Source organism: Pseudomonas sp. IB20, assembly GCF_009707325.1.
Classification (GTDB): domain Bacteria; phylum Pseudomonadota; class Gammaproteobacteria; order Pseudomonadales; family Pseudomonadaceae; genus Aquipseudomonas.
The window spans coordinates 664247-688700 of the sequence record NZ_CP046103.1; the positions used below are offsets into that span (position 1 = coordinate 664247).

Below are 24454 nucleotides of genomic sequence, written 5' to 3' on the forward strand. Positions count from 1 at the left end.
GGGCTTTTGTAACCTGTGAGAACTAACAGGTCGAAGCGCCAAGCCATTCGTTCCTTTTGCTCAATCGCCAAGCGATCACCCACAGCGTAAGACTGCGCAAGGCCATGAACAGCAGAAAGGTTATCCACAGGCCGTGGTTGCCCAGGCTCTGCAGCGCCCAGGCGAACGGCAGCACCAACAGTACCGTCAGCAGCATGCCGTTGCGCATTTCCCGCGCGCGGGTGGCGCCGATGAACAGGCCGTCCAACAGGTAACTCCACACCGCAATCAAAGGCAGCACGGCCAGATAGGGCAAGTACATGTCGGCGGTTTCGCGCACGCTGGGGATGTCGGTTTGCATGGCGATAAACAGGTGGCCGGCGAAGGTGAACAACAGCGCGAAGCCGACACTGGCGATCAGCGACCAGCCGCAGGCGACCACCAATGAACGGCGCAGCGCCTGACGGTCATGGGCGCCGATGGCATGCCCGCACAGCGCCTCAACGGCGTGGGCCAAACCGTCCAGAGCGTGGGCAGTCAGCAGCAGGCCGTTGAGCAGCAGCGCATTGGCCGCCACGGTGGCATCGCCCAGGCGTGCGCCCTGCACCGTGATCATGAAAAACACCGATTGCAGGGCAAGGCTGCGGATAAAAATGTCGCGGTTCACCGCCAGCAGCGGGCGCCAGCTTTGCCACAGCGTTAAGGCCGCCCAGGCGATGTGCCCGGGATAGGCGCGCAGGGCTTTTTGTGTGAGCGCCAGGCCGAGCAGGGCGCCGGTCCATTCGGCGATGACGGAGGCGCGCGCGGAGCCGACCACACCCCAATCCAGGCCGAGGACGAACCACAGGTTCAAGGCGATGTTGACCAGGTTGGTGGTCAGCAGAATCGCCAGCGGCGCGCGGGCGTTTTGTGTGCCCAGGAACCAGCCGACCAAAGCGTAGCTGGCCAAGGCGGCGGGCAAGCCGAACAGGCGCGTGTGGAAAAAATCGCGGGTCAGTTGATTCAGTTCGGGGGAAGGCTGCATCCACTCCAGGGCCAGATGGCTCAGGGGGATGCCGACCGTGCCCAGCAACATCGCCAGGCCCAGCGCCAGCAGCAAACCTTGCAGCAGGATTTGCCGCAGTGCGGCGCCATCATCTCGCCCGGCGGCTTGGGCGGCGAACCCGGTGGAGCCCATGCGCAGAAAGCCCATGGCCCAGGCGAGGAAGGTATACAGGCTGGCACCGACGGCCACGGCACCCAGTTGGTGGGCGTGGGGCAGGTGGCCGATGACCATGCTGTCCACCAGGGCTACCAGCGGCACCGAGATGTTGGACAGGATCATCGGCGCGGCCAGGGCCCAGACGCGGCGGTGGGTGGGGCGGTGGCGCCAGTCGGTGAGCAGGGTTGTCATTTGGGCTCCTTTGGGGAGCGGCATTACCACAGGCCGAGCATTAGCCAGATGACGCCTGCGATGATCGAGGCGCGCATGAAGGCGCGTACGGCTGAGTAGAGGAAGAGCAGGCCGACGATCAAGGTGATGATGCTGATGATCGAAGTGTCCATGCCCAGTGCGCGGGACATACCTTCGACGAAGTTGCCGCCAGCGTTGGTGAGCATGTTGAACAGCCCGCTGAAGAACTCGACGATGTAGTGGATGATCAAGCCGATTGTGTTACCCAGCCATCCGAAAAAGTCTGCTTGCATAGGTGTGTCTCGATGAATAAGTGGACGAAATTGCCAACACTGAGCCTTTGGTCGCGATGGGGGTTGCTCCCGAAGGCGTCCTCAAACACACCACCGGGATTCACTTGCCTTCATCCCTGATCCCCCGGAAGCTATACACCTTCAGGAGCCCCCGCATGAACCTCGAACACCTCACCGAACGCCTGCACCGCATCCGCGATAACAACGACTGGAAGCAGTTCCACAGCCCGAAAAACCTGGCCATGGCTGCCAGCGTGGAAATGTCCGAGCTGGTGGAAATCTTCCAATGGCTGACCGAATACCAATCGCGCCAGTTGCCCGCCGACACACTCGCCCACGCCGGGCAGGAAGTCGGCGATATCGTGCTGTACCTGCTGTTGCTGTGCAGTGAGCTGGGCCTGGACATGAACGAGGTGGTGCGCGCCAAACTGGCCGACAGCGAACGGCGGTTTGCCCATGAGTGACCGTCATTTTGACCAGTTGGCCACGCGCTTCGCTGAAAAAATCTACGGCGGTGCCAAAGGTGCAATCCGCCTGGCAGTGCTGCAGGCCGACCTCGCCGAAGCCCTGCCAGACCGCCCGTTGCGTGTGCTGGATATCGGCGCGGGCCTGGGGCATATGTCGCTGTGGCTGGCCGAACGCGGCCATCAGGTGACCCTGGCCGAGCCCGCCGAGCCAATGCTCGACGGCGCGCGCCAACGCTTCGCCGACGCCGGCCAGACCGCGACCTTTATCCATGCGCCCTGGCAAGAGCTGCTCGGCCAACTCACCGAACCTTACGACCTGGTGCTGTGCCACGCCGTGCTGGAATGGCTGGCCGAACCCCATGCGATCCTGCCGGTGCTGCACCAGCTCACGGTGCCCGGTGGCTGGCTGTCGCTGGCGTTTTACAACCGCGATGCGCTGATTTACCGCAACCTGCTCAAAGGCCACTTCCGCAAAATGCGCAAGAACGACATGGCCGGGGAGAAACAGAGCCTCACCCCGCAACAGCCGCTCGACCCACGTGAGTTGGCGGCGCAACTCGAGGGGCTTTGGCAGGTCGAAAGCCAAAGTGGCGTTCGGGTGTTCCACGACTATATGCCGGTGGAATTCCAGGCCCGCGTCGATTTACAGGACTTGTTGGAGATGGAACTTGCTCACCGTCGTCACCCAAGCTTTGCCGGACTTGGGCGTTATTTGCACTGGATCTGCCGTCCGGTTTAAGCGGCCCAGTCTGCGGAGGTCGAAATGCGTCGTCTCTGTTTGATCTTGTTTTCAGTAGGCTTGAGCGCCTGCTCCAGCCCCAATCCCTACGTGGCCGCCTCGGCCCCGATGCCGCCGGCTCCGGCCCAGGCGGCCAGCACCTTTGACGCCAGCGCCTACCCGGCGCCGGTGCGCGACTATGGCGCGTACCGCAGCTGGGGCTGGCTCAACGGCCAACTACCGCCGGGCACCGCCTGGGCCGACTCGGCGCAGATCGCCGAAGCGGTCAGCGGCGCCCTCGACCAGCGTGGCTTGCGCCCCTTGCATGACAACCGCCCACCCGACCTGCTGGTGAGTGCGGATGTGCGCCTGGAAAAGCGCCTGCGCCAAGTGCAGGAAGACTATCGCAACGGTTACGGCGGCTATAACCGCTATGGCAACGGCTACGGCATGTACAACACGGTGCCGGTGGTGCGCACCTATGAAGTGACGGTCGCGGTGGCGCGTATCAGCCTGTTCGACGCCCGCACCCGCCAGCCGGTCTGGAGTACCAGCGCCGAAACCGCCAGCCAGGGCAGCCTGAGCGAACGGGCCGATGCATTGCGCGCGGCGATGCAAAAAGCAATGAGCGCTTACCCACCCAGTTAGCCGCTATTCTCATCTCAGGCTGAATTGTCTTTTGGAGATAGACCATGTTTCGTCGCATTGCTGCACTTGCTGTTGTCGTGTTGCTGGGCGGTTGCCAGACCAACCAGGTCAACCACGATTTTGACGCCAGCCGCGACTTTGGCGCCTACCGCAACTGGGCCTGGAAAGACCCGGCGCTGCAATACCGCCCGGATGATCCACGCATCAAGAGTGACCTCACCGAGCAGCGCATCCGCCAGGCCGTGGGCGAACAACTTGACCAGCGCGGCCTGCGCCCTGCAGCGGCCGGCACCAAGGCCGACCTGAATGTGCAGGCCTACCTGATCGTCGAAGACCGCCAGCAACAAGTCACCACCAACTACGGCGGCGCCTGGGGTGGCCCCTGGAATGGCTATTGGGGCGGGCCGATGTACAACGAAACGCGCAACATCACCTACAAAGTGGCAACACTCCAGATTGACCTGCTGGACGGCAAAGACGGCAAGCTGGTATGGCGTGGCAGTGACGAGCAAATGATGGCCAGCAGCCCAAACCCACAAGACCGCAACAACGCCATCCGCACCACCGTCAGCAAAATCCTCTCCAACTACCCACCGCACTACACCCCGCATCGCGGGCAAGCCCGCTCCCACATTTGATCTTCATCACCTTCAGCCCTTGTCTACACTCATCTACACCCCAGGAGAGTAAGCGCTCGGCAACTCGCCGGCACAGGAGTGCTCGATGTCTCCCCGATTTCAGTGCAAGCAGCGTGGCGCTATCGGCTTGATGGCCGTCGGCGTATTGGCGGTGGTCTTAGCCTTTACCTTATTGGTGATCGACAGCGGCCGCTTGTACCTGGAAAAGCGCAAGCTGCAAGGCGTGGCCGACACCGCGGCACTGGAAGCCGTCAGCCGCAACGGCACCTGCCTGACCGGCTTGAGCGCGGCGGCTTACGCGGGGCAAAGTGTGGCGCGCAACCATTTCGTGGTAGGTAACGGCAACACCCTGGTCACCACCTGTGGCACCGTCACCACTCCCGCCTCGGGCCGGCGCACCTTTAGCGCAAACCCTGCGGTCTCGACAGCCATCCAAGTGGTGGCCAGCAAAACCGTTACCACCAGCGTGGCCGGTGGCGTCTGGTCGTTGTTTTCCGGCAACTCGGTCAGCCTCAACACCGTATTGACGGCCACGGCAGTGGCGGCCAAACCCACGCCAACCTTGGCCCAGCTGACCATCAACAGCACCCTGGCCAGCGTCGACACCGCGAGTGCCAGCCTGTTGAACCCGCTGTTCAGCGGCTTGCTCGGCGGCAACCTCAACCTGACGCTCGCCGGCTGGAATGGCCTGCTCAATACCAACATCAGCCTGCTCAGTTACCTCGACCAACTGGCGATTAACCTGGGCGTGACCGCCGGTAACTACACCCAACTGCTCAGCACCAACGTCACCGCCTCGCAATTGATCCAGGCCGCGATCACCGTGCTCACCGCCAACGGCGCAACAGCCGACGTATTAACCGCCTTGGGCAACCTGAAAATCGCCGCGATCAACCCGACCCCGCTGACCCTTGGGCAGATCCTGCAACTGCAAACCGGCACCACCGCTGCGGCGTTGAATGCCAACCTGCAGGTGTTCCAGCTGATTCAGGGTGTGGTGCAACTCTCCAACAGCCAGAGCGCGGCGGCAGCGACCTTGCCCGTGAGCCTGCTGGGCCTGGCCAATATCACCACCCAAGTGAAGGTGATCCAGCCGCCGCAGTTGTCGGCCATCGGCAATCCGGCGCTGGCTGTCGCCAACCCTACCGGGCCGAATGCGATTTACGTGCGTACCGCCCAGGTGCGCACCCAGGTGACGGTCAGCCTGCCGGTGTTGAGCAGCTTGTCGGGGCTGACGACGGCAGTGAATAACCTGGTGGGGCCGCTGACGCCGGTGATCAATGGGCTGCTGAGCTTAAACCTGGTAACCACGCTGAATTCGGCGTTATGCCTGCTGGGGGCCGGCTGCCAACAGTTGGATTTGTTGGCGCTACCGGGCAATCTGCCGCTCAATATTGTGCTGGATGCCGGGGGCGCCAGCAGCTACGTCAAGGCCTACAGCTGCCCGACCGGCAGCGCGGGCACCAAGAGCCTGACGGCGTACACCACGACCTCGTTGGCTTCGCTGAATGTGGGCAATATCACCAATGCGTTTTCCTCCACGTTGCCGATGACCGTGGCACCTTTGGCGCTGATCGATATCGGCACCAAGACCTGTCATCAGATCCTGGGGGTCGGCACCTGTGGCGCTCGCGTGCCGTTTACCGGCGGTGGCGTGGCGATCAAGGTGCAAAGCCCGATTGCGGCTAGCGATCAAACCCTGGTGTTTTCCAGCACCACGCCGTTCGCCACGCCGCCAAACGTGGGGCTCACACCGACCTATCAGGCCGCCACCCCGGCGACCAATGTGGTGAGCAGCCTGTCGACCACGCTCAATGGCGTAGGCATCACCGCTTACCAGCCGGTGGGCGGAAACCCATTGGGCGCGCTGGCTCCGACCGTCGTGTCGCTGCTCGGCAGCGTCAGCGCCATCGTCACGCCAGTGGTGGATAACCTGCTGGGCCCGCTGCTCAACCCGATCCTCAACAACCTGCTGAACATGCTCGGCGTCAGCCTGGCGAATGTGAATGTCGGCGCCAACCTGACCTGCGGCCAGACCGGCGAAGCCTACTTGGTGATCTAAGCGTCGATGGCCCTGGGCAGTTCCACACAAAACCGTGCGCCGTGTTCGCCGTTGCTGACACTGAGGCGCCCGCCCATGTTTTCCACAATGCCGTAGCTCACCGACAGGCCCAGCCCGGTGCCCACGCCAATCGGCTTGGTGGTGAAAAACGGTTCGAAGATGCGCTCCAGCAAGCGTGGGTCGATGCCGCCGCCGTTGTCCTCGACCCAGATGCGCACGTGACGGCTGTCGTGTTCGGTGTGTACGGCGATCCACGGGCGCAGCTCTGGGTTTTTTTCACGTTGGCCCAGCAGTGCGTCGCGGGCGTTGACCATCAGGTTGATCAACACTTGCTCAAGCTGGTCGACATAGCCTTTGACCTGCACGGGAATGTCCGCCTGGGTCAGGCGCACGTCCACGCCTTTACCGCGCAAGCCTTCGCTGAGCAACGACAAGGTGCCCTCGACCGCCTGCGCCGGGTCGAAAGGTTGCTGCTCGACCTCCGAGCGGCGGCCGAACACGCGCATATGGTCCACCACACGGGCCGCGCGTTGGACCTGGGCGTCGATGCGCTGGAGTTTCTCGGTCAGGTAATCGATCTGCGCATCACCGTTGCCCAGGCGCTTGAGCACATTGACGATGGCCATGCGCATCACGTTCAGCGGCTGGTTGATCTCGTGGGCCAGGCCCGTGGCCATTTCGCCGAGGGTGGCCATTTTTGCGCTTTGCGTCAGTTGTTGCTGGGAGCGGCGCACTTCAGTGTTGTCGCGGCCCACGGCCTGCACCTCGACCAACGCACCGTGCTCATCGAATACGCCACGGTCCGACCACACCCACCAGGCATGTTCGCGCCCAGGCAGTTGCAGGCTGATCTCGGCGGTGCTGACCGGAAACTCCGGCGTCAGTTGCCGGATGCGCTGCACAAACGCTTCGCGCTGTTCGGCTGACAGCCAGTCGCCCAGGTTCAGCCCGCGCAACTGTGCGGGCCGGCATTCGAGGTAGTTGGCCAACGGCGTGTTGCCGAACGTCAGGGTCAGGTCCGGGCGGTAGCGGCAGATCATCGCCGGGGAGTCTTCCACCAGGATGCGGTAGCGCTCTTCGCTGTCTTTGACCTGTTGTGCGGCCAGCGTCGCGTCGGTCACGTCCAGCCATAGGCCAATTGCTTCCACCGGCACACCGAGGTCGTCGCGCAGCAGTTTGGCTTCGTCGAGCAGCCAGTGGTAATCGCCCTGTTTGTCTTGCACACGGTAACGGCTGCGCACGCTGCCTTCGCGCAGCAGTTGGCGCGTGCGCTGGAAGTACAGGTCGCGGTCGTCGGGATGTACCCACTGCACCAGGCTGTCGTGAGTGCATTCGGCCAGGGTACGGCCCAGCAGCGGCAGCAGGCTGTCACTGAAAAACACCGGCAGCAAGGCGCCGTTTACGTAGCGTTGCACGTAGATGACCGCCGGTGAGCTGGCAATCAGGTTATCCAGGCGCGCGTGGGCGGCGTCGGCCTGTAGTTGCTGGTTTTTGATGTCGCTGATGTCGAGCATGAAGCCGACCCAGCGCCGTTGTTCACCGCTTTCTAGCACTTGGCCTTGTACGCGGTACCAGGTCGGCGGCTGGGCGCTGTCGCCACGGTTGAGGCGTACGCTGGCGAGCAGCGGTTTGCCGAGGGCTTGCAGGTCGCGTAGGCGGCTGTGCAGTTCCTGGCGGTCGGCGGGGTGGATGAGCGCCAGCCACGTGTCGAGGGCTAGGCGGGTGGGGCCTTCCTCCGGGCCGAGGTTGCGCATCAGTTGCGGCGCCAGTTGGATCTCGTCGCTGGCGGGCAACAACTCAAACCAGCCGGTGCCCAGCAAGCCTTGCAGGGCTTCCAGGCGCTCCAGTTGTTGATGGTGCCGTTGTTCGCGCAGGCGGCTGAGCAGGGGCGCTGCGAGGGCGGCGGCGAGGTTCAACCAGTCGCGCTCGCGTGTCTGCGGTTGGCCGTTATAGGCGCCGCACAATAGCCACGCCGCCACGCCTTGGCCGTCGCGATACGGCACCAGAAAACCGTCGGCATTGCCGAACACACTGTGCAAACGCGGATGCTCTCCGCGTCCATAAGGCGCTTGCAGGCTCAGCGCGGTGGTGCCGTTGAGGCTGTCCAGGCAGGTGCCGAGGCGCTGCCCGGTGTGCCAGAACAGCGGCGCGTCGTGGTTGGCGTACTGGCTGTAGATCACCCAGGCCTGGTCCTCTTGATCAAGCAACGCAAGGGCCACACACGGGATGCGCCAGCGCTGCGCCACGCTGCACAGCTGTTCGTTGAACACCTCGGGCAGTCGGCTGAGGCTGCACACGCGCAGGTGTTCACTCACCAGGCTGACCAATTGCTGATTCTGTTCACGCTGCTCGGCCAGGTGCCGGCCGCTGAGCAAGTCGCCGATGTCCACGGCATGCAGCAGCCAGCCGTTATCCTCCGCCTCAAGGGTGCCGCGGGTGTGCAGGATTTGCCCGGCGGCGCCTTGGAAATCCAGGTCCAGGCTGTGGCGCTGCCAATCGGCCGGCACGCCTTCAACCGTCACCGCGCTGTGCGCGCACAGCAGGTCTTGCAGGGGCGCCGAATCAGCGTATTGCGCCAGTTGTGGGCGTAGCCTGCCGCTGATGTCGAGCACGCGGCCTTGCGCGTCCAAGTGCACGTGCAGCCCGGCGCAAGGCGCTGCCGGCCTGTCGATGGCCAGCGCGCTGCTTCTGCCGAGCAGGCGCCCGAAGAGTTTGTCCCCCGAGGTCAAAACTGCAGGCTCGAGGTGGCCTGCAGTGTCGCCGGCAGCTGCGGCACGGTGCCGATGCCGGGCAGCACAATAAGCGGCATCACCGCCTGGAGATTGGCCGTGGGGTAGTTGATCTGTACTGACAGCAGGCCACCGACGAAGGTGGTGCTGACTTGGCTGGCGTTGAAGTTGTACGCCGGGGGAATCCACACCAAGCGGTTGGTGACGGCGGCTTTGGCGGTGCTTTGCACGGCGGCTGTATAGCCGGCCATGTTGGGGTCCAGCGCTACACTCAGGCGCACGGCTTCAGCCGTCGCCTGGTTGAACGACTGCAACAGCAGCAACGGCAGGCTATAACTGACCATGCCGTAGAACACCGCGAAAAAAATCACGAACACGGCAATGAACTCGAGGGCTGCCGCGCCTTTTTGCTTATTCGGGAGGCTTGTTTTCATCACCGCGTCTACCCTGACGGCTACTACTTAATATCAGCATAGAATCAATCAGCAAAAAGGGATGTTTTTTAGTGATCCATGGCGCAGTGGTGTTGGTGTGGTTAGGGCTGTGTGCGGTGCAGGACGTTCGGCAGCGGCTGCTCGCCAATCGCCTGACACTGGGCGCGGCCCTGTTGGCGTTGATCTACCTGTTCTGGACCGGCACCACGTGGCTCGGTGCGCCGGCCGGGCAGGGGTTGCTAGCGTTTTTACTGGCGCTGCTGCTGACTTTGCCCGGTTACGCCCTTGGCCGCCTGGGTGCAGGCGATGTGAAGCTGCTCGCGGCGTTGGCGTTGGCCTCGGATGCCGAGTACTTACTGGGGTCGTTTGTAGGGGCTGCGATCGCCAATGTGCTCTGGCTCATCATCGCGCCAAAGCTTTGGCCGCATATGAATCAAGGCCTTAGAGAGCATATGGTGTATCTGGCGCCGGGAGAGTCAAAAAAGATGCCATTTGCTCCGTTTTTGCTGGTAGGTTTCGCCCTTGCTTGGCGTTGGATCCACTAGTCGTATGAGTGTATTAACGCTATGTACATAGTCATAAAGTACGTCTACGTTTAATAAACGGATGTACAGGAAACATGTGTCGTAAAGGGATGGTCAATCTTTTGGCTTGCAATGCATGGAGTAGCGCGTGAACAAGCTTATCTCTGCGGTAAAAGTGCTCGTTGTCGATGATCAACCGCTGATCGTAGAAGAGCTCTGTGAATTTCTTGAAAGCAGCGGTTTCCGCTGTGTCCCCTGTGAATCCAGCCAACAGGCCCTGAAGCGCTTCAGCGAAGAGCCCGAGATCGGCCTGGTGCTGTGCGACCTGCACATGCCGGACATGGATGGCATTGAGTTGGTGCAGGCCCTGCAAAAGGTCGCCGGTAAGCAGCGGGTCTTTGAGGCGATCATGTTGACCGGCCGCGCCGACAAGCAGGACGTGATCAAGGCCCTGCGCGCCGGGATCGCCGACTACTACCAGAAACCCATCAACCTCGACGAGTTGCTCGAAGGCTTGCTGCGCCAGGAAGCTGCGTTGCAAGAACGCAAAAAGGATCTGCAACTGGGCGACCTGAACCAGAAGCTGCAATTTCTTTCCGAGTCCATCAACGACCTGTACCAGGACCTCGACAAAGTGCGCAGCAGTCGGCCAGGCCTGGACGGCGAAGAAGTGTCGGCCGAGGAGGCCGGGCCGGTTGAAATTCCGGCGATCTTCAACCAGCTTTCCCCGCGCCAATTGGATGTCGCACGGCTGGTGGGGAAGGGGCAGACCAACTATCAGATCGCCTGCGAATTGGGCATCACAGAAAACACCGTGAAGCTGTACGTGTCCCAAGTGCTGCGCCTGACGCACATGCACAACCGTACGCAACTGGCGTTGGCGTTGTCGCCGAACAACTCGGTGATGCGTCAGCGCGTGACGGCGCACTGATCTGTCTGTTTGGATGCAGTCAAACATGTGGGAGCGGGCTTGCTCGCGATAGCGGTGTTGAAGTGCGCCCCAAAAGTTGGACAGCTTTGGCCCGCTCCCACATTTTGATAGAGACCTGGCGGGTATTTTCTTAATTACTCCCTCCAGTTTTCCCCCCCACCTTCTGCTCGAAATACTCCGGAATCGGGTACTTGTAGCTTTCCAACAACCGCTGATGAGCTTTATCGCGTTCGGCCGCTGAGGCCTTCTGTGGGGTCTTAGACGCGGCGCTGCCGGTGGACTGCAGCGTCAGTCATTGTTCGGTCTGCGCCTGCTGCGGTGACGAGGGGCCGGGTTCGATGGCCATGACGCTCATGGGCAGCGCCAGCATGGCCAGGCTTGCGAGATAAGGCATTTTCATCATCAATTCCTCGGGTTGCTTGCGGCATCACTGACCGTGGCGATCTGGTCTTTGGCTTTGGTGGCGGTTGCACTTGAGCCTTTGAGTTTCTCGGCCCGCGCCTGGGCTTCGGTGACTTGCTCAGGGCTCAGGCCCATCTGGCTGACCAGTTGCGCGGCTTGTTTCCAGTTGTCCTGATAGATCAACAGCGTCACCAGGTTGACTGCCGCCAGCGGGTCGCTCTGCTTGAGCTCCATGGCGGTCATGAACTCGAAACGCGCGTCTTCCAGGCGCAGTTGGTTGAGGTACACCACGCCCAGGTCATTGCGGATTTTCTCATCGGTGGGTGCCAGCCGCGCCGCGCGTTGCAAGTGGGCCACGGCTTGCGCGTTATCGCCCTTGGCCGAGGCGATTTGCCCCAGGCCGTGCTCACCTTCGGCGGCCATGCAGGTGCCGAGCAGGCTGCGGAACAACGGCTCGGCTTCACTGCGCCCGAGCAGGCGATAAGCCTTGGCCTGCCGCAGGCGCACCTGGGGCAAATTGGCTGGCAAGCTTTGCAGGTTGGCGAGGCTGGCGTGCAGCTTGCCGTCGCCGGCCATTTCATCGGCCAGGTTCAGCGCCAGCTCCTGGTCGGAGCTGGGTTTGGCGCAACTGCCGGTGCCCGTCAACGCGCCCCACGGGGTTTGGCCGTTGGTGGCGCAACCGCCCAGCAGCAACAGGCTAAAACCGGCTATCAAGGCTTTCATCGGGCGCTCCTCATAAGTTACTCAAGGCCCGGGTGATGCCGATAAAGGCAGGCCCCCCGAGCACGATCAGCAAGGCTGGAAACAAAAACACCATCATCACCACCGACATTTTTGCCGACATCTTCGACACGAATTCCTGGATCCGCGTGAGGCGTCGGTCGTCGAGCAATTGCTTGAGCGACAGCAGCGATTTCATCGCGCCGCCGCCTTGCTGTACCAACTGCTGGAGGATGGTGCAGGTGTCGGTGAATTCATCCACGGCCAACAGCCTGGCGGTCTTGCCCATTTCCTCGCTCAGCTCCAGGCCGGAGTCGACGCGGGTCAGGATCAGGCGCAGTTCATGAGTCAGCGCCGGCAGCAGGCGCTGCGCTTCAATGCTCAGCACGCGCAGCGCTTGTTCGACCGCCATGCCGGACTCGAACAGAATGCGCAGCAGCGGAATGAAGGTCGATACCTCGTGGGAGATGCGTTGCTGGCGAGCCTTGGCGGCCCTGGCGAGGATGCGCTTGGGCAACAGATAGCCGATGCCCAGGGCCAGCAAAGGCGCCAGCCACGGCGAGCCTACGTTAGGAAACAGGAACTCTTGGGCCACTAAGGTAATGACCAACAGCAACAACGGCGTGCCGACCTGGAAGGCGGCGAACATCGAGCGCTGGTTGGCTTTGCGCCAGCCGACCCGGTTGAGCAGGATTTGGGTTTCGTTGTCCAGGCTCACCGAGCGTTGCGCGAGTGGGCTGCTGCCCAGTTGCCGCATCAGCGTGCCGAATGTGTGTTCGCGCGCCATCTGGCCCTGCAAGCGTTGGGCAACCAGGCGCTGGCCGCGCCGGTGCTTCATCAGGTTGGCCAGCACCAACCCCAGGGCGGCGATGAACAGTACAGCGCTGATCAGCAGTGCAATCGCCATCTCATACGCTCCGCAACATGCGCCACAAGGTGAAGCAGCCCAACAGCTGCATCACCAGCGCTACGAACAACAGGATGCGCCCGGTGCCGTCGTTCCACATGGTCATCAGGTACGCGGGGTTCACGGCCAGGAAGTAGCCGATCATCGAGATCGGCAGGGCGGTGAGCACATAGGCGGTCACCCGGGTTTCGCCGGTCAAGGCACGCAGTTGGCGGGCGGCTTGCTCGCGCTCGCGGATCATCTTGATCAGGTTTTCCAGCAGTTCGCTGGCGTTGCCGCCGTAGCGGTGGTTGACCTTCAAGCCCAGGGCGAACAGGCGAAACTCGTCACGCTCATAGAACTCGGCAAAGTCGTGGGCCGACTCCGGCAGGCTCACGCCCAACTGCACGTTACGGCGGATACGGCCCATGGCTTGTTGCAGCGGGTCTTCGGTGATCTCGATGCCGCCCAGCACCGCGTCAGCCAGCGTGCGCCCGGCCTTGAGGCTGCGCACGGTGTGGTCGAGCAATTGCGGCAGTTGTTCGATCATGCGCTTGATGCGCCGTTGATAGCGCCAGGCGATGTATAGGCGCAGCACCAAGGGCGGCAATACCAGCATCACCAGCAGGCCAATCCAACTGGCAACCAGCAACCCCAGCACCGCGCCGAGGGCCCAGGCTGCAAGCCATAGGCCGAGGTGGTCACTGGGTTTGCCCAGGCCTGCGCGCAGGAACATGCGTTCCATGCCGCTCCACTGGCTGTTCGCCTCGACGAGCTGCGGCTGGCCTTCGGCAAGGCGGCCTAGCACACGCTCGGTCTGGGCGCGGCGCAAACCGTTCTGGAAGGAGCGAATCGACAGGCCGATCAGGATCAGGCAGATGAGCAGCAGGATAGCCCCGGTCATGCTTGCGTCTCCTTCAAGGCAGTAACGGTTCGCGGCGCAGTTTTTCACCGGCCGGGTTGACCGCCTCGCGCAGAAAGCCGAAGCCGGTACGCCGGTCGTGTCGGAACAGGGTGTTGGTCACGTACACGTCTTCACGGATGCCTACCACCTCGACCACTTCGCTCACGCAGCGACGTCCGTCCGGCAGGCGCGTCAGTTGAATCACCACGTCCAGCGCCGCGCAGATCATTTGCCGCAAGGTTTTTTCCGCCACCACGCGGCCGGTCAAGCCCACCAGGGTTTCCAGGCGCAGCAGCGCATCGGCGGCGTTGTTGGCGTGCACGGTACTCATGGAGCCGTCGTGGCCGGTGTTCATTGCGGTGAGCACATCGAGTACTTCCACGCCTCGGATCTCGCCGAGAATGATGCGGTCCGGGCGCATCCGCAGGGCGTTGCGGATCAGGTCGCTGGCCTTGACCTCACCATGGCCCTCGGCATTCGGCGGGCGGGTTTCCAGGCGCACGACGTGAGGGTGGCCCAGTTGCAGTTCGGCCACGTCTTCGATGGTCACCAGACGCTCATGCGGGTTGATCAATTGGCTGAGGATATTCAGCAGCGTGGTTTTACCGGTGCCGGTGCCGCCGCTGATGAGGATGTTGCAACGCTTGCCCACCGCTTCCTGGAAGAAATCGAAGATGTTCTGGTCGATGGTCTGCATCGCCACCAGGTCGCTGCTTTTGAGCATGTCCTTGCGAAACTTTCGGATCGACAGGCATGGCCCGTCCAAAGCAATTGGCGGGATGATCGCGTTGACCCGGCTGCCATCCGGCAGGCGCGCATCGACCATCGGCGACGACTCGTCCAGGCGCCGGCCCAGCGGCGCCAGAATGCGTTGCATCACGCGCTCCACGTGGTGAGCATCGATAAAACGCAGGTCACTTTGGTGCAGAAGACCATCACGTTCGATAAACACCCGGTGCGGGCCGTTGACCAGAATCTCCGTCACCGACGGGTCGCGCAGCAGCACTTCCAGCGGGCCGAAACCGGTCAGCTCGTCGACGATTTCTTCGGCCAGGCGCTCCATCTCGTAACGGGAAATCGCCAGGTGCATGCGGTTGATGTATTCGGCGACTTTGTCGATGACAAATTGCGCCAGCAGCGGGCGCGAACCTTCCAGCAAGTTCTTTCCCGACTCTTCGATGGCATCGATGATGTAGCGATGCAGCACCAGCTTCAGCCCATCGTGGTCGGTGTTACCACCGACACTGCGCGCGGGTGCGCCAAAGAGTTTTTCGCCGTTCATTTGCCGCTTCCCAGCAGGCGTTCAAACCAGGTGTGAGAAGGTTTTTTCATGCCTTCCGAGCGTTTTGCCAGGCGTTCGCCCAGGGTTTTCATGCCTTGCGTGAGAGCTTCCCGCGGGGCCAGGCTGAACAAGGTCTGCCCTTGGTTTTTTGCATTCAGGCGCACCTCCGGGCTCAACGGCAACACGGCAATCACCTCCAGCCCAAAGCTCTTGCCCAAGGCCTCGGCGTCGGGCGCGCAGCCTTTGATGTAGCGATCGACCAACAGCTTGGCGTGCTCCAGCTTCATGCCTTTTTCGCGCCACTGGTTCAGCACCGCGAGGTTGCGGCGGCAGTCCAGCACGCTTTGATCGGTGCACCACAGCAGCTTGTCGCAATGGCTGACAAAGGTGCGCAGCGCTTCGCTGTCCGGCTGGCCGGCGAGGTTCACCACGATGTGCTGGAAGTGCTGGCGCAAGGCGCTGAGCAGCATGTACAGCTCGGCGGCGCTGGTCTGCTCCAAGGGCTCATCGCTGGAAGCGTAGGCGAGGATGCGCAGGCCATCCTCGGCAGAGGTAAAGGCACTGTTGATCAGGGTCGCGTCGAGCCGGCGCAGGTGACGCAGGGCATCACCGAAATTGAATGAGCTTTCAAGCCCCAGCAGTGCCAGGCTGTCACCCCGTGGCAGGCCCAGGTCCAGCAGCAGGGTTTGCTGGCCGCTTTTTTGTACGACCAGCGCCAGGTGGCTGGCGAGCAGTGCGCCGTCGGCATTGCTTTGAGTGCCGAACAGCACGGTGAGGCCGCCGAGCTGGGTGTTGGTGGTCACCGGCGGCAGGCGTTTGCTCAGGCGGCGCACCAGCCCGGCCACTTCGCTGGAGCGCGAGCCGTAGGCGACAAAATCCCGCGCCCCGGCGCGCATTGCATTGAGTACCAGCTGGTTGTCCATGCCGTCACCGAGGGCGACGATGGCCAGCATCGGCTTGGCTTCCAGCGCGCCTTCGATCAACGCGCTTTGGGCCACCACATGCTCGCGGTCGAGGCCGACAAACACTAGGGTGGCGAAGGTCACATCGACCAACGCCAGCAACTCATCCAGCGTGCCGCTGCCGGCGCTGACGACTTGGCCAAGCGGTGCCAGCGCGCCCTGTAGCCACTCAAGGTCAGTGGTATTACGGGTGATTGCCAGGTAGGTCTGGCTCAGGCTATCGCTCATTGGGATAACCCGTTGTTGCGGTCGAAATTGCCGTTTTCCAGGAAGTACAGGCGGTACCAATTCGGGTCATAGTTGCGCAGGTTCTCGCCGGGCAACGACGGCAGCTGGGCGTTGGCGGCCAGCGGCTGCACCAGGTGCGGCGTGACGATCATCAACAGTTCTTTGTCTTGGCGGTTGACCGAGGAATCGCGAAAGAACGCGCCCAGGATCGGGATGTCCCCCAGGCCTGGAAACTTGCTGATGCTGGTGGTGTTGTTGCTGCTGATCAGGCCGCTGATCACAAAGCTTTCGCCATCGGCCAGGGACACGCTGGTGTCGGTGCGGCGGATGGTCAGGGCCGGCACCTGGATGTTTTGAATCACCACGGCGTTGGTGTAGTCCAGCTCACTGACTTCCGGTGCCACCTTGAGGGAGATGCGATTGCGGTCGATCACGGTGGGGGTCAGGGTCAGGCGAATGCCGAACTCTTTGTACTCGATGGAAATAGTGTCACTGCCGCTGCTGGGCACCGGGATCGGTATCTCCCCACCGGCCAGGAAGGTCGCGCTTTGCCCGCTCATGGCGACCAGGCTTGGACGCGCCAGGGTGTAGGCAAAACCGCTGCTTTCCAGGGCGTTGATCATCGCGGAAACACGTCCGCCGCCGAAGCCGATATTGAACTGCTCAGCGCTCACCGGCAGCTTGAAGGTGCTGGGTGTGGGGAACAACAGGTTGGGGCTGCCAAGGAAAAAGTTCTTACCCATGCCGAGGATTTTGGTGCTGGCTTCCTTCAGCTTGGTGCGGCTGACCTCGACAAAGCGGATGTCGGTCTGCACCTGGCTGGGCAGTGAAGGGTCATCCGCTGGCGCCAAGGACAGGCTGGTCAGGGCTGACGTGGCCTTGCCCTTGACGAACACCATGCTCTGGCGCGGCGTGGTGGAGCAGGCAGTCCAGACCATCAGGCTTGTCGTACCGGAAGCGATGCCGGTCAGCAGGAAGCCGCGGTCGCCATTGAGGTGGACGTCGGCGATTTTTGGGTCGCCGATTGCCAGTCGCGTGATCGCTACCGGCGATTGCAGCTCCTGTTGCAGGCCTTCGCCTACCGAGAGCGCTGCGGGCAATTGGCCCAAGCTGGCGCAGTTGCCGGTGGCGGCTACGGCCAGGCCCACGGGCAGGTTCGACAGCAGCAGGGCACAGGCAATTTTCAGCGTGAACACCGGTGCGAAACGTCGGCTCATGCACAGCATCCTTGTTCAGTCGGGCGTTTGTTGGGTGGCTTGGTTGCCGCGTATCACCTCGACACCGGCGCGGCGCGGCGCGCTCTGGGCGAGCTTTTTCGGGGCTTGGGCGAAGGCCAGCTGGGTGAACTGGTAGAGGTCGCGGTTGGCGCTTTGCAGCTTGCCCTGCGTATCGCGTTCGCCTGCCCAATAGTGGCTCAACAGGCGTTCGTCGCTGCTGCGCACCGCCAGGCGCAAAGTACCGGCCTGGGAGGCGAGCATCAGCCGGCTCAGCAGTTGTTCGGGCACCGCCAGTACCACGGTGCGCGAGGGCGCGCGGCGTTGGGCTTTTTCTTCAGCGGTCATCGCGGGAGGGGAGGCGGGGGTGCCGTCGTTGGTCAGGCCCATTTGATCGCCGACACTGAGCAGGCGCATGGCGGGGACGACCACTTGGGCGGATTGTTCGAGGTTGGCGGTGTCCTGGCGCAGGTACAAAAGCACGTCCACATAATCGCCGGGGCTCAACTGCCCGGCCGCGCCGATCACTTCATCCACGGCCACGGCCAGGGCGCGCTCGTCCGGGCGAATCATGCGCGCCAGGGGGCCACCGGGGGTGAAGCTTTCTTCGTTCAGCCAGGTGCCGGCTTGCAGGGCGCGCCACGGTGTACGGCCGATGGCCTGGTCGACACTGGTCATGCTGCCGGCCGGCACGGTGCGTAATTTTTCGACGCTAAGGTCAGCAGCATTCAGCGCAACAAACGGTGGCACATCGTGAGCCAGCACCACCACGGGTTGGCGGGTTTGGTCTTCCACCACGGCGACGGCTTTTTCGACAGGAGCAGCCTGTGGCGGCGGTGGCGGCGCCGGAGCAGGTTCACGGCTGAGGACAAGCCCCCAATAACCGGCAAACAGCGCACCGATCAACAGCACACCAGCCAGAATCATGCTCAGACGCGTGTTCATGACGGCTCTCCTTTTCCTGTTGCACTACAACCCGTCTTCCGAACAGGCCAATTACGCAACCCGGCTGCTATGAACAGTGGACTAACTATTTCGCTATTTGAAGGTAGTTCAGCTAGGACGAAATGCCATTACTGACAGAAAAAATTCTTCGTGAAGCCCCAAGTACCCTCTGAAATCACGGATCTGAGGCACTGGAAATGCACCCACTACTTTGTGATTAATCCGTTCTTACAGTTGTGAGTGTGGGGTTTGTTGACAATGCTCAAGTGGCACATCGCAATTACTGTGCAGCACCGAGCTAGGGCGCCTGGCCGCCCAGGGAGCAGTACGATGATTCTTGATTTCCTGATTAGACTTCACGTCCAACTTCAATTGCTTTTCCAGCGCAAAGAAGGCGCGACAGCCATTGAATATCTCATTCTCGTGGCAATTGTAGCGTTGGTGATACTGGCAGCTGGCACTACCTTAAAACCACAGATCACCGCCTTCTTCACAAAAATCACCACCGCCGTTACGCCACCGTAAATTCGCAGGGCATTCGACGACTGTGCAGTACCTTGTTGATCAGGCGCTGAGGCGCCAGAGGAGCCGTATTATGATCCTTGATATGTTGATGAGATGTTGCGTTCAACTTCAGTTGCTCTTTCGTCGTAAAGACGGTGCAACGGCGATTGAGTACCTCATTCTGGTGGCCATTGTAGCGCTGGTGATACTGGCAGCAGGCACTACGCTGTCGCCTCAGATCAGCGCGTTGTTTACAAAAATCACGACAGCCATTACGCCAACGTGACCTTGTAGACGGCATTCTGTGAGTACTTTTGTTATTGATTAGCAACGCCAGGTAGTACCCATGAATGCTGCAGCTGCACCTTTTCGCCAACAAATTCTGTTGGTGGACGACGAAGAAGATGCCCTCGTAGAACTGGCGGAGTCGCTGGAGAACGAGGGCTTCGTTTGTTTTACCGCCACCTCCGTCACCTACGCGTTGCAGGAACTGACCCTGAACCCCGACATCGCATTGGTCATCACCGACCTGCGTATGCCCGAGGAAAGTGGTATCTCGCTGATCAAGCGCCTGCGCGAACACACCGATCGCCAACACTTGCCGGTGATCGTGATGTCGGGTCATGCCGAGATGGATGACGTCAGCGACATGTTACGCCTGCAGGTGCTGGACCTGTTTCGCAAGCCCATCTATCTGGTGCGGTTAATCGACACCCTCAACAGCCTATTCCCCCTGGCAGGGCGGCCTTCCCTAACAAACGAGCTGCCACAAACACTCAGAGTTGATAGCTGAAGCTCAGCGTATACCGCGGCCGCCGGTTGAAACTGTCCAGGGCGATGTCCGACATTGGCTTGGCCGCTTCAAGGGCAATGTTGTAGTACTTGTTGTCACCAAAACGCAGGCCGACAGCCGCCGATGACATGTCGTTGCCTTTGACCGGCAGCTCGTTGAACCAGGTCTTGGCGCGGTCGAGCACCACGTAGGGTTGCAGGACCTTCACCCAATCGCCGGCGCGGTTGAAGCTGTAGTTGACCTCATACGCCACGCCCCAGCCCTTGTCGCCCGAGCCTTGGTCATCAGGGTAGCCACGGCCGAAGTTCTGCCCGCCAAAGGTCGCGCGTTCACTGTCGGGCAAGGTGTTATCGCTCCAGTAGAACGCCCCCGACAGCACGCCTTGCCAGTTATCGAAGAACTTGTCGCTCTGCACGCCGGACAGGCGCAGGCGGAAGAAGTCCAGGTCAGGTTTTGTCCCTTCCAGGTCACTGCGAGTCGTGGCGCCCAAACCGTTGATGCCTTGGTACAAACCGGCGCTGAGAATACGCAATTGCCGAGTGTCGGACTTGCGCCAGTCGCCCTCGAACGCGAGCGCGCGCAAGTTGGTTTCGATGTCGAAACGGTTGGGGTAGCCCACCAGTTGATATCGCGTGGTCTGGTCCACCGTGTACAGGCGTGTGCCCAGGGTCAGCGATTCATTCGGTGAGGCAATCAGTGGGTGGGTGAAGCCGATGGTGTAGCGGTCGATTGCCTGGTGCGGTTTGAGTTGGAAGCCGCCATCGAGTTGCACGTTGGTGCCGGGGTCTGCGCGATAACGCTCGGCCGCCAGCGCCAACTGGGTGCCCTCGGCGTTGATGAATTGGCTGTAGCCCACGCGGTAGTAGTGCTCTTTGTCATCGCCCGGTGGAAACAGGCCGCTGATGTTGAGCTGTTCGCCCATGGATGTCTGCGAATTGCTGGTCGCGGTCAGCAACGCTTGCGTGCCGCCGCGGTTTTTTTCGACCAGGCTCATGCTGGTGGTGAACGGCTTGCGGCTGGCCTGGATGACCATGTGCGTGGCGCCATCGGTGGTACCCGGCGGCGGCACTTGTGCTTGCAGCGTCACCCCAGGAATGCGGCCCATGAGTGTGGTGTAGCGCTCGAAGGTCTTGCGTGTGAGCGGGCGTTCTCCCAGCAGCTTATTCGCCAATTTGTCGACGTAGGCCGACACGGAACCGATGTCGCCACTCTGTTGATAATCCTTGATATAGCCCTCCACCAATACCACGCGCACCAGGCCGTTTTCGAAGGTCTGTTGTGGCAGGAATGCGTAGGACAGCAGGTAGCCGTCCTGTTGGTAGCGACGGGTGATATTGCGGGTGGCGTCGATCAGCTGTGCGAGGTTGGTCTCATGCCCGATCAACGCCGCGTAGGCCTTGGCCGTCTCGTCCAGCGGGTAGATCGTGCCGCCCTCGATCTGCAGTTTGCGGATGGTGACTTTAGTGTCCATCAGCAAGGGCTGGTTCTGGGTCGGCGACGCTTCCGGCACCTGGGTCTGTGGTGTGACCGGCCGATAGGCGTCTGCGGGCAGGTTGGGCACCGGCAGGGTGCGGATAGTGTCGTTGCTATTGAGGAAGCTGGGAAGGGTTTCGGCCTGGACGTAGGAGGCACTGAGGGTAAGCACTAACAACGGCGTTAACACGCGCATAGGACACTCCATGGTCAAACTGCAGCAGCGTTTCTGGCCCGCCGGGTTCTGGGACGCGGTTCGGGAGAGCCAAGCATTGTTCTTTGAAACAAACCCCATAAAAAAGACGAGAGACTTATAGGGTCTCTCGTCTCAACCAAGCGTAGGCGCTGTAGGGGAGGCCGTCTAATCGGCCAGGTGCAATTTATTTTTTGCCGGTAAGGCCGTTCAATACACCGCCCAGGCCGCCGCTTGTGCCAGTGCTTGCGCTGCCGCTGGCCGAGGCACTGGCGCCTACGTTCAAGCCGCCGAGCAAGCCACCACCGCTGCTGCTGGTACCGCCGGTGACCAAACCACCGACTGCGCCCACGGTATTGCCAACTGCCGTTACGGTGGTGCCCAAGGTGTTAGTGATCGGGTTGGCGTTGGCGGCGGTCAGGTTGGTACCCAAGCCGCTGACAGCGCCACCCACTTGTGTCACCAGGCCGTTGACCGGCGCACCGATACCGGTGGTGGTGCCGATGTTTTGTGTCAGGCTGCTGACACCGGAGGTCACAGGGTTCAGCGCTGCGCCAACGTTAGTGGCCAAGCCTGCCACCGGTGCTGTGGCGGCGGTGTTGGCAACGCCGGTGCCGCCGATGATAGTGCCAAGGGAGGCGACGGTGTTGCCCAGTGCGCCACCGGTGACACCTGCTGCACTGACAGTGCCGTTGGTGTTGCCGGCGTTCAAGCCGTTACCCACATTGGCCACCAGGCCACCCACCAGTTCCGGCAGGCCGGAAGCCGAGGCGCCGCCGGCAGGTGCGACATAGCCGCCCGACTTGTCGAGCGCGCCGCCGACGCCAGCCAATGCACCGCCGACAATACCAGTGACAGGGTTGCCGGTGCCGCCGGCGCCAGCCACTTGACCGCCCAGGCCGGTAACGGTGGAGCCGACTTTATCCAGCAGGCCATTGACTGGATTGCCAAGGCCCGTGGCTTTGCCGAGGTTGCCGGTGGTGTTTTCCACCAGGGACACCACAGGCACCAGCACCTTGCCGCCGAGGGTGTTGGTCACGGAGCCCAGCGGGCCAGTGGTACTGGCGGTGCTGAGGGTGTCACCGAGCATAGTCACGGTTTGGCCGACCTTGTCCACCAGGCCGCCCGCTGCACCGCCTACGCCGCCGGTCAACCCGCCGACGACCGGAATGCCGCCTAATGTAGTGCCCAAGGACTTGCCGGTGTTCGATACGCCGGTGCCCAGGTCGGAGACGCCGTCACCTACGCCAGCGACGGTGATGCCCAGTGAATTGCTGTTGGTGCCCAGCGAGCCCAGGCCCGCGGTGACGCCGGTGCCAATGCTGGTAACGGCTTTGCCGGTCGCAGTGACCAAGCCTCCAGCGGTTACGCCGACGATGGGCACGGTGGTCAGGGTCGAACCCAGGTCGCCCACTGCTGCGCCGACATTACCCACGGTGGTGCCCACGGTGCCGACAATTTGGCCTGTGACCAGAGGCGTAGTGGTCGAGCCGGTGCCGCCACCTGTTCCACCACCGGTGCCGCCGCCAGTGCCGCCACCTGTTCCACCGCCGGTGCCGCCGCCAGTACCGCCACCTGTTCCACCGCCGGTGCCACCGCCAGTACCGCCACCTGTTCCACCACCGGTGCCGCCGCCAGTGCCGCCACCTGTTCCACCGCCGGTGCCACCGCCAGTACCGCCACCGGTCCCTGCCCCTGCGCCGGTGCCGCCGCCAGTACCGCCACCTGTTCCACCGCCGGTGCCACCGCCAGTACCGCCACCTGTTCCACCACCGGTGCCGCCGCCAGTGCCGCCACCTGTTCCACCGCCGGTGCCACCGCCAGTACCGCCACCGGTCCCTGCCCCTGAGTCAGGGGAAGATGCCGCCACGCTACTGTGATGTCCGCCACCACCGCTGCTGCAGCCGCCGAGGCTCATCGCCATGATCAGAGCCAGCGCGGTACTTGCTTTCCATAGCACTACTTGAGTTTGAGTTTTCATGATTCAGTTCCCTTGCACCTGTACAACCTTGGTTGTTTCAAACGCTCGCTATTTCTAGTAGTAGCGATACGTTTGTCCGTTTGGCTATCACAGACCCGGGCACTCTTTCGCGCAACGCTCAACTTGGTATTAACGATTTATATACTGGCCGCTTGGCAGCGCTTAGCGACTAATGCCAAGGGTATAAAGAGAGGGTGTGTCAGAATATATATATGTTTTATATCAGTGACTTAAATAAAATAAAGCGGACTGCTCAGGTCCGCTATAACTTAAGGTGTATATATACAATTAATCAGTGTTTTTCAGGTGATGGGTTGCCACTTCCCTACCATATGTTCAATGTCACTCGAGCCCTTTAACAGAAACTCACCGCTCGAACCCGGCGCACTGGCCAGCAACGTAACTTCACTGGGCAGGCGTACCGGCTTCTTGAACTCGACGTGTATTTCAATGTTGGCGGCCGGCAAGTGGTCGCACAGCGCGGCGAGGGTATGCGCCTTATTCCATAACCCGTGGGCGATGGCCTGGGGAAAACCGAATAACTTGGCGGTCAGCGCGCTCAAGTGGATCGGGTTGTAGTCCCCGGACACCCGGGCATAGCGGCGGCCGATATCGGCGGGGGCTTTCCAGCGAGTCAGCTCGTTGACCTGCGTGGGGCTGGGCAAGGTGTCATCCGCCGGCTCGCCTTCAAGCTTCACGCCCCGGCAGAGCAATTGGCTTTCGGCTTCCCACAGCAGGCCGAGGGAGTCCTCGACGGTGGTGATCACATCAAAGGTTGCGCCCTTGGCGTGCGGCTTGAGATTTTGCGCGTGCACGGCCACCGTCAGCTCACTGACAGCGCCCAGTGGGCGGTGAATGCGGATACGGTTGCTCAGGTGAATCAGCCCCAGCAACGGAAACGGAAAGTTTTTCGCCGTCAGCAATTGCATCTGCAGGCCGAACGCCAGGATATGCGGGTAAGTCGCCGGCAGGATGGGGCTGTCGGCAAAACCGCAGACGTTGCGATAAGCGGCCACGGCCTTGGGGTTGACGCTCACCCGGCAGCGCAGCCCCTGCTCGGGCAAGGTGCTGCCGGTGATCTTGCGTTTGAGCGCCGCACGCCAATACAGCGGCGGCAGAAACGGGGTATTGCCTAAGGTCAGCCACTCCAT

General features: G+C 61.8%; 24 protein-coding genes and 1 pseudogene. 10 read left to right on the top strand and 15 right to left on the bottom strand.

Features of this window, described 5'->3' with window-relative positions; translation table 11 throughout:
* Nucleotides 1-22: 22 nt before the first annotated feature.
* Entirely contained in the window at nucleotides 23-1372 is a 1350-nt protein-coding gene (locus GJU48_RS02925) for an MATE family efflux transporter (protein ID WP_094949807.1), read from the bottom strand.
* A gap of 23 nt (nucleotides 1373-1395) precedes the next feature.
* Nucleotides 1396-1665, bottom strand: a complete 270-nt coding sequence (locus GJU48_RS02930) for a hypothetical protein (protein WP_155295919.1) — start codon at nucleotides 1663-1665, stop codon at nucleotides 1396-1398.
* Nucleotides 1666-1820: 155 nt separating this feature from the next.
* On the opposite strand from GJU48_RS02930, the gene GJU48_RS02935 reads away from it, so the two are divergent.
* The 5 genes from GJU48_RS02935 (at nucleotide 1821) to GJU48_RS02955 (ending at nucleotide 6198) form a co-directional block, all read left to right on the top strand.
* Nucleotides 1821-2129: a MazG-like family protein gene (locus tag GJU48_RS02935; protein ID WP_094949810.1), complete on the top strand. Its 309-nt coding sequence runs from the start codon at nucleotides 1821-1823 to the stop codon at nucleotides 2127-2129.
* Complete coding sequence (locus tag GJU48_RS02940) at nucleotides 2122-2871, top strand: methyltransferase (RefSeq protein ID WP_094949811.1); 750 nt, start codon at nucleotides 2122-2124, stop codon at nucleotides 2869-2871. The genes GJU48_RS02935 and GJU48_RS02940 overlap by 8 nt, the downstream gene beginning before the upstream one ends.
* 24 nt (nucleotides 2872-2895) lie before the next feature.
* Nucleotides 2896-3498: a DUF4136 domain-containing protein gene (locus tag GJU48_RS02945; protein WP_094949812.1), complete on the top strand. Its 603-nt coding sequence runs from the start codon at nucleotides 2896-2898 to the stop codon at nucleotides 3496-3498.
* A 44-nt stretch (nucleotides 3499-3542) separates the two neighbouring features.
* Nucleotides 3543-4136, top strand: a complete 594-nt coding sequence (locus GJU48_RS02950; RefSeq protein ID WP_155295920.1) for a DUF4136 domain-containing protein — start codon at nucleotides 3543-3545, stop codon at nucleotides 4134-4136.
* An 85-nt stretch (nucleotides 4137-4221) separates the two neighbouring features.
* On the top strand, nucleotides 4222-6198 hold the full coding sequence (locus tag GJU48_RS02955; protein WP_094949814.1) for a pilus assembly protein TadG-related protein: 1977 nt from the start codon (nucleotides 4222-4224) through the stop codon (nucleotides 6196-6198).
* On the opposite strand, the gene GJU48_RS02960 is transcribed toward GJU48_RS02955, so the two are convergent.
* Both GJU48_RS02960 and GJU48_RS02965 read right to left on the bottom strand, forming a co-directional pair.
* Nucleotides 6195-8927 (bottom strand): PAS domain-containing sensor histidine kinase, encoded by a 2733-nt coding sequence (locus tag GJU48_RS02960; protein ID WP_094949815.1) that lies wholly within the window; start codon nucleotides 8925-8927, stop codon nucleotides 6195-6197. The two genes, GJU48_RS02955 and GJU48_RS02960, sit on opposite strands and share 4 nt — an antisense overlap.
* Nucleotides 8924-9361: a TadE/TadG family type IV pilus assembly protein gene (locus GJU48_RS02965; protein WP_094949816.1), complete on the bottom strand. Its 438-nt coding sequence runs from the start codon at nucleotides 9359-9361 to the stop codon at nucleotides 8924-8926. Before GJU48_RS02965 ends, GJU48_RS02960 begins: the two co-directional genes overlap by 4 nt.
* A 74-nt stretch (nucleotides 9362-9435) precedes the next feature.
* Between GJU48_RS02965 and GJU48_RS02970 the strand changes: the two genes are divergently transcribed.
* Both GJU48_RS02970 and GJU48_RS02975 read left to right on the top strand, forming a co-directional pair.
* Nucleotides 9436-9906 carry a prepilin peptidase gene (locus tag GJU48_RS02970; RefSeq protein ID WP_176462907.1) on the top strand — a complete coding sequence of 157 codons (471 nt, stop codon included), beginning with the start codon at nucleotides 9436-9438 and terminating at the stop codon, nucleotides 9904-9906.
* A gap of 127 nt (nucleotides 9907-10033) precedes the next feature.
* Nucleotides 10034-10816 (top strand): response regulator transcription factor, encoded by a 783-nt coding sequence (locus GJU48_RS02975; protein WP_094949818.1) that lies wholly within the window; start codon nucleotides 10034-10036, stop codon nucleotides 10814-10816.
* Between the two features lie 130 nt (nucleotides 10817-10946).
* On the opposite strand, the pseudogene GJU48_RS02980 reads toward GJU48_RS02975, so the two are convergent.
* The 8 genes and pseudogenes from GJU48_RS02980 to cpaB form a co-directional block, all read right to left on the bottom strand.
* A pseudogene (locus GJU48_RS02980) lies at nucleotides 10947-11216 on the bottom strand (DUF3613 domain-containing protein).
* A gap of 2 nt (nucleotides 11217-11218) precedes the next feature.
* A complete protein-coding gene (locus GJU48_RS02985; RefSeq protein WP_094951741.1) occupies nucleotides 11219-11941 on the bottom strand; it encodes a tetratricopeptide repeat protein in 723 nt (240 codons plus the stop codon).
* Nucleotides 11942-11951: 10 nt separating this feature from the next.
* On the bottom strand, nucleotides 11952-12845 hold the full coding sequence (locus tag GJU48_RS02990; RefSeq protein WP_094951742.1) for a type II secretion system F family protein: 894 nt from the start codon (nucleotides 12843-12845) through the stop codon (nucleotides 11952-11954).
* Between the two features lies 1 nt (nucleotide 12846).
* A complete protein-coding gene (locus GJU48_RS02995; RefSeq protein WP_094951743.1) occupies nucleotides 12847-13728 on the bottom strand; it encodes a type II secretion system F family protein in 882 nt (293 codons plus the stop codon).
* 13 nt (nucleotides 13729-13741) lie between these two features.
* Nucleotides 13742-15010 carry a CpaF family protein gene (locus GJU48_RS03000; RefSeq protein WP_094951744.1) on the bottom strand — a complete coding sequence of 423 codons (1269 nt, stop codon included), beginning with the start codon at nucleotides 15008-15010 and terminating at the stop codon, nucleotides 13742-13744.
* Nucleotides 15007-16200 carry an AAA family ATPase gene (locus GJU48_RS03005; protein WP_094951745.1) on the bottom strand — a complete coding sequence of 398 codons (1194 nt, stop codon included), beginning with the start codon at nucleotides 16198-16200 and terminating at the stop codon, nucleotides 15007-15009. Before GJU48_RS03005 ends, GJU48_RS03000 begins: the two co-directional genes overlap by 4 nt.
* The gene (locus GJU48_RS03010; protein ID WP_094951746.1) at nucleotides 16197-17417 is read right to left on the bottom strand and encodes a type II and III secretion system protein family protein; all 1221 of its coding nucleotides are present in this window, start codon (nucleotides 17415-17417) and stop codon (nucleotides 16197-16199) included. Before GJU48_RS03010 ends, GJU48_RS03005 begins: the two co-directional genes overlap by 4 nt.
* 15 nt (nucleotides 17418-17432) lie before the next feature.
* Nucleotides 17433-18359, bottom strand: a complete 927-nt coding sequence (gene cpaB, locus GJU48_RS03015; RefSeq protein WP_094951747.1) for a Flp pilus assembly protein CpaB — start codon at nucleotides 18357-18359, stop codon at nucleotides 17433-17435.
* A gap of 330 nt (nucleotides 18360-18689) precedes the next feature.
* On the opposite strand from cpaB, the gene GJU48_RS03020 reads away from it, so the two are divergent.
* From GJU48_RS03020 to GJU48_RS03030, 3 genes are all read left to right on the top strand, one after another.
* Nucleotides 18690-18884, top strand: a complete 195-nt coding sequence (locus GJU48_RS03020) for a Flp family type IVb pilin (protein WP_094951748.1) — start codon at nucleotides 18690-18692, stop codon at nucleotides 18882-18884.
* A gap of 70 nt (nucleotides 18885-18954) precedes the next feature.
* Entirely contained in the window at nucleotides 18955-19149 is a 195-nt protein-coding gene (locus tag GJU48_RS03025) for a Flp family type IVb pilin (RefSeq protein WP_094951749.1), read from the top strand.
* Nucleotides 19150-19209: 60 nt separating this feature from the next.
* Nucleotides 19210-19656 (top strand): response regulator, encoded by a 447-nt coding sequence (locus tag GJU48_RS03030; protein ID WP_155295921.1) that lies wholly within the window; start codon nucleotides 19210-19212, stop codon nucleotides 19654-19656.
* On the opposite strand, the gene GJU48_RS03035 is transcribed toward GJU48_RS03030, so the two are convergent.
* The 3 genes from GJU48_RS03035 to GJU48_RS03050 all read right to left on the bottom strand — a co-directional run bounded on the left by GJU48_RS03035 (nucleotide 19640) and on the right by GJU48_RS03050 (nucleotide 24454).
* Complete coding sequence (locus tag GJU48_RS03035; RefSeq protein WP_094951750.1) at nucleotides 19640-21325, bottom strand: ShlB/FhaC/HecB family hemolysin secretion/activation protein; 1686 nt, start codon at nucleotides 21323-21325, stop codon at nucleotides 19640-19642. The two genes, GJU48_RS03030 and GJU48_RS03035, sit on opposite strands and share 17 nt — an antisense overlap.
* A 184-nt stretch (nucleotides 21326-21509) precedes the next feature.
* On the bottom strand, nucleotides 21510-23303 hold the full coding sequence (locus GJU48_RS03040) for a collagen-like triple helix repeat-containing protein (RefSeq protein WP_256671202.1): 1794 nt from the start codon (nucleotides 23301-23303) through the stop codon (nucleotides 21510-21512).
* A 302-nt stretch (nucleotides 23304-23605) separates the two neighbouring features.
* Nucleotides 23606-24454 carry a MaoC family dehydratase gene (locus GJU48_RS03050; RefSeq protein WP_094951753.1) on the bottom strand — a complete coding sequence of 283 codons (849 nt, stop codon included), beginning with the start codon at nucleotides 24452-24454 and terminating at the stop codon, nucleotides 23606-23608.

Excerpts from the sequence above, each read along its gene's own strand:
- GJU48_RS02925 (WP_094949807.1), bottom strand. The coding sequence starts at position 1,372 with ATGACAACCCTGCTCACCGACTGGCGCCACCGCCCCACCCACCGCCGC.
- GJU48_RS02930 (WP_155295919.1), bottom strand. The coding sequence starts at position 1,665 with ATGCAAGCAGACTTTTTCGGATGGCTGGGTAACACAATCGGCTTGATC.
- GJU48_RS02935 (WP_094949810.1), top strand. The coding sequence starts at position 1,821 with ATGAACCTCGAACACCTCACCGAACGCCTGCACCGCATCCGCGATAAC.
- GJU48_RS02940 (WP_094949811.1), top strand. The coding sequence starts at position 2,122 with ATGAGTGACCGTCATTTTGACCAGTTGGCCACGCGCTTCGCTGAAAAA.
- GJU48_RS02945 (WP_094949812.1), top strand. The coding sequence starts at position 2,896 with ATGCGTCGTCTCTGTTTGATCTTGTTTTCAGTAGGCTTGAGCGCCTGC.
- GJU48_RS02950 (WP_155295920.1), top strand. The coding sequence starts at position 3,543 with ATGTTTCGTCGCATTGCTGCACTTGCTGTTGTCGTGTTGCTGGGCGGT.
- GJU48_RS02955 (WP_094949814.1), top strand. The coding sequence starts at position 4,222 with ATGTCTCCCCGATTTCAGTGCAAGCAGCGTGGCGCTATCGGCTTGATG.
- GJU48_RS02965 (WP_094949816.1), bottom strand. The coding sequence starts at position 9,361 with ATGAAAACAAGCCTCCCGAATAAGCAAAAAGGCGCGGCAGCCCTCGAG.
- GJU48_RS02985 (WP_094951741.1), bottom strand. The coding sequence starts at position 11,941 with ATGAAAGCCTTGATAGCCGGTTTTAGCCTGTTGCTGCTGGGCGGTTGC.
- GJU48_RS02990 (WP_094951742.1), bottom strand. The coding sequence starts at position 12,845 with ATGGCGATTGCACTGCTGATCAGCGCTGTACTGTTCATCGCCGCCCTG.
- GJU48_RS02995 (WP_094951743.1), bottom strand. The coding sequence starts at position 13,728 with ATGACCGGGGCTATCCTGCTGCTCATCTGCCTGATCCTGATCGGCCTG.
- GJU48_RS03000 (WP_094951744.1), bottom strand. The coding sequence starts at position 15,010 with ATGAACGGCGAAAAACTCTTTGGCGCACCCGCGCGCAGTGTCGGTGGT.
- GJU48_RS03005 (WP_094951745.1), bottom strand. The coding sequence starts at position 16,200 with ATGAGCGATAGCCTGAGCCAGACCTACCTGGCAATCACCCGTAATACC.
- GJU48_RS03010 (WP_094951746.1), bottom strand. The coding sequence starts at position 17,417 with ATGAGCCGACGTTTCGCACCGGTGTTCACGCTGAAAATTGCCTGTGCC.
- cpaB (WP_094951747.1), bottom strand. The coding sequence starts at position 18,359 with ATGAACACGCGTCTGAGCATGATTCTGGCTGGTGTGCTGTTGATCGGT.
- GJU48_RS03020 (WP_094951748.1), top strand. The coding sequence starts at position 18,690 with ATGATTCTTGATTTCCTGATTAGACTTCACGTCCAACTTCAATTGCTT.
- GJU48_RS03025 (WP_094951749.1), top strand. The coding sequence starts at position 18,955 with ATGATCCTTGATATGTTGATGAGATGTTGCGTTCAACTTCAGTTGCTC.
- GJU48_RS03030 (WP_155295921.1), top strand. The coding sequence starts at position 19,210 with ATGAATGCTGCAGCTGCACCTTTTCGCCAACAAATTCTGTTGGTGGAC.
- GJU48_RS03035 (WP_094951750.1), bottom strand. The coding sequence starts at position 21,325 with ATGCGCGTGTTAACGCCGTTGTTAGTGCTTACCCTCAGTGCCTCCTAC.
- GJU48_RS03040 (WP_256671202.1), bottom strand. The coding sequence starts at position 23,303 with ATGAAAACTCAAACTCAAGTAGTGCTATGGAAAGCAAGTACCGCGCTG.
- GJU48_RS03050 (WP_094951753.1), bottom strand. The coding sequence starts at position 24,454 with ATGGAGTGGCTGACCTTAGGCAATACCCCGTTTCTGCCGCCGCTGTAT.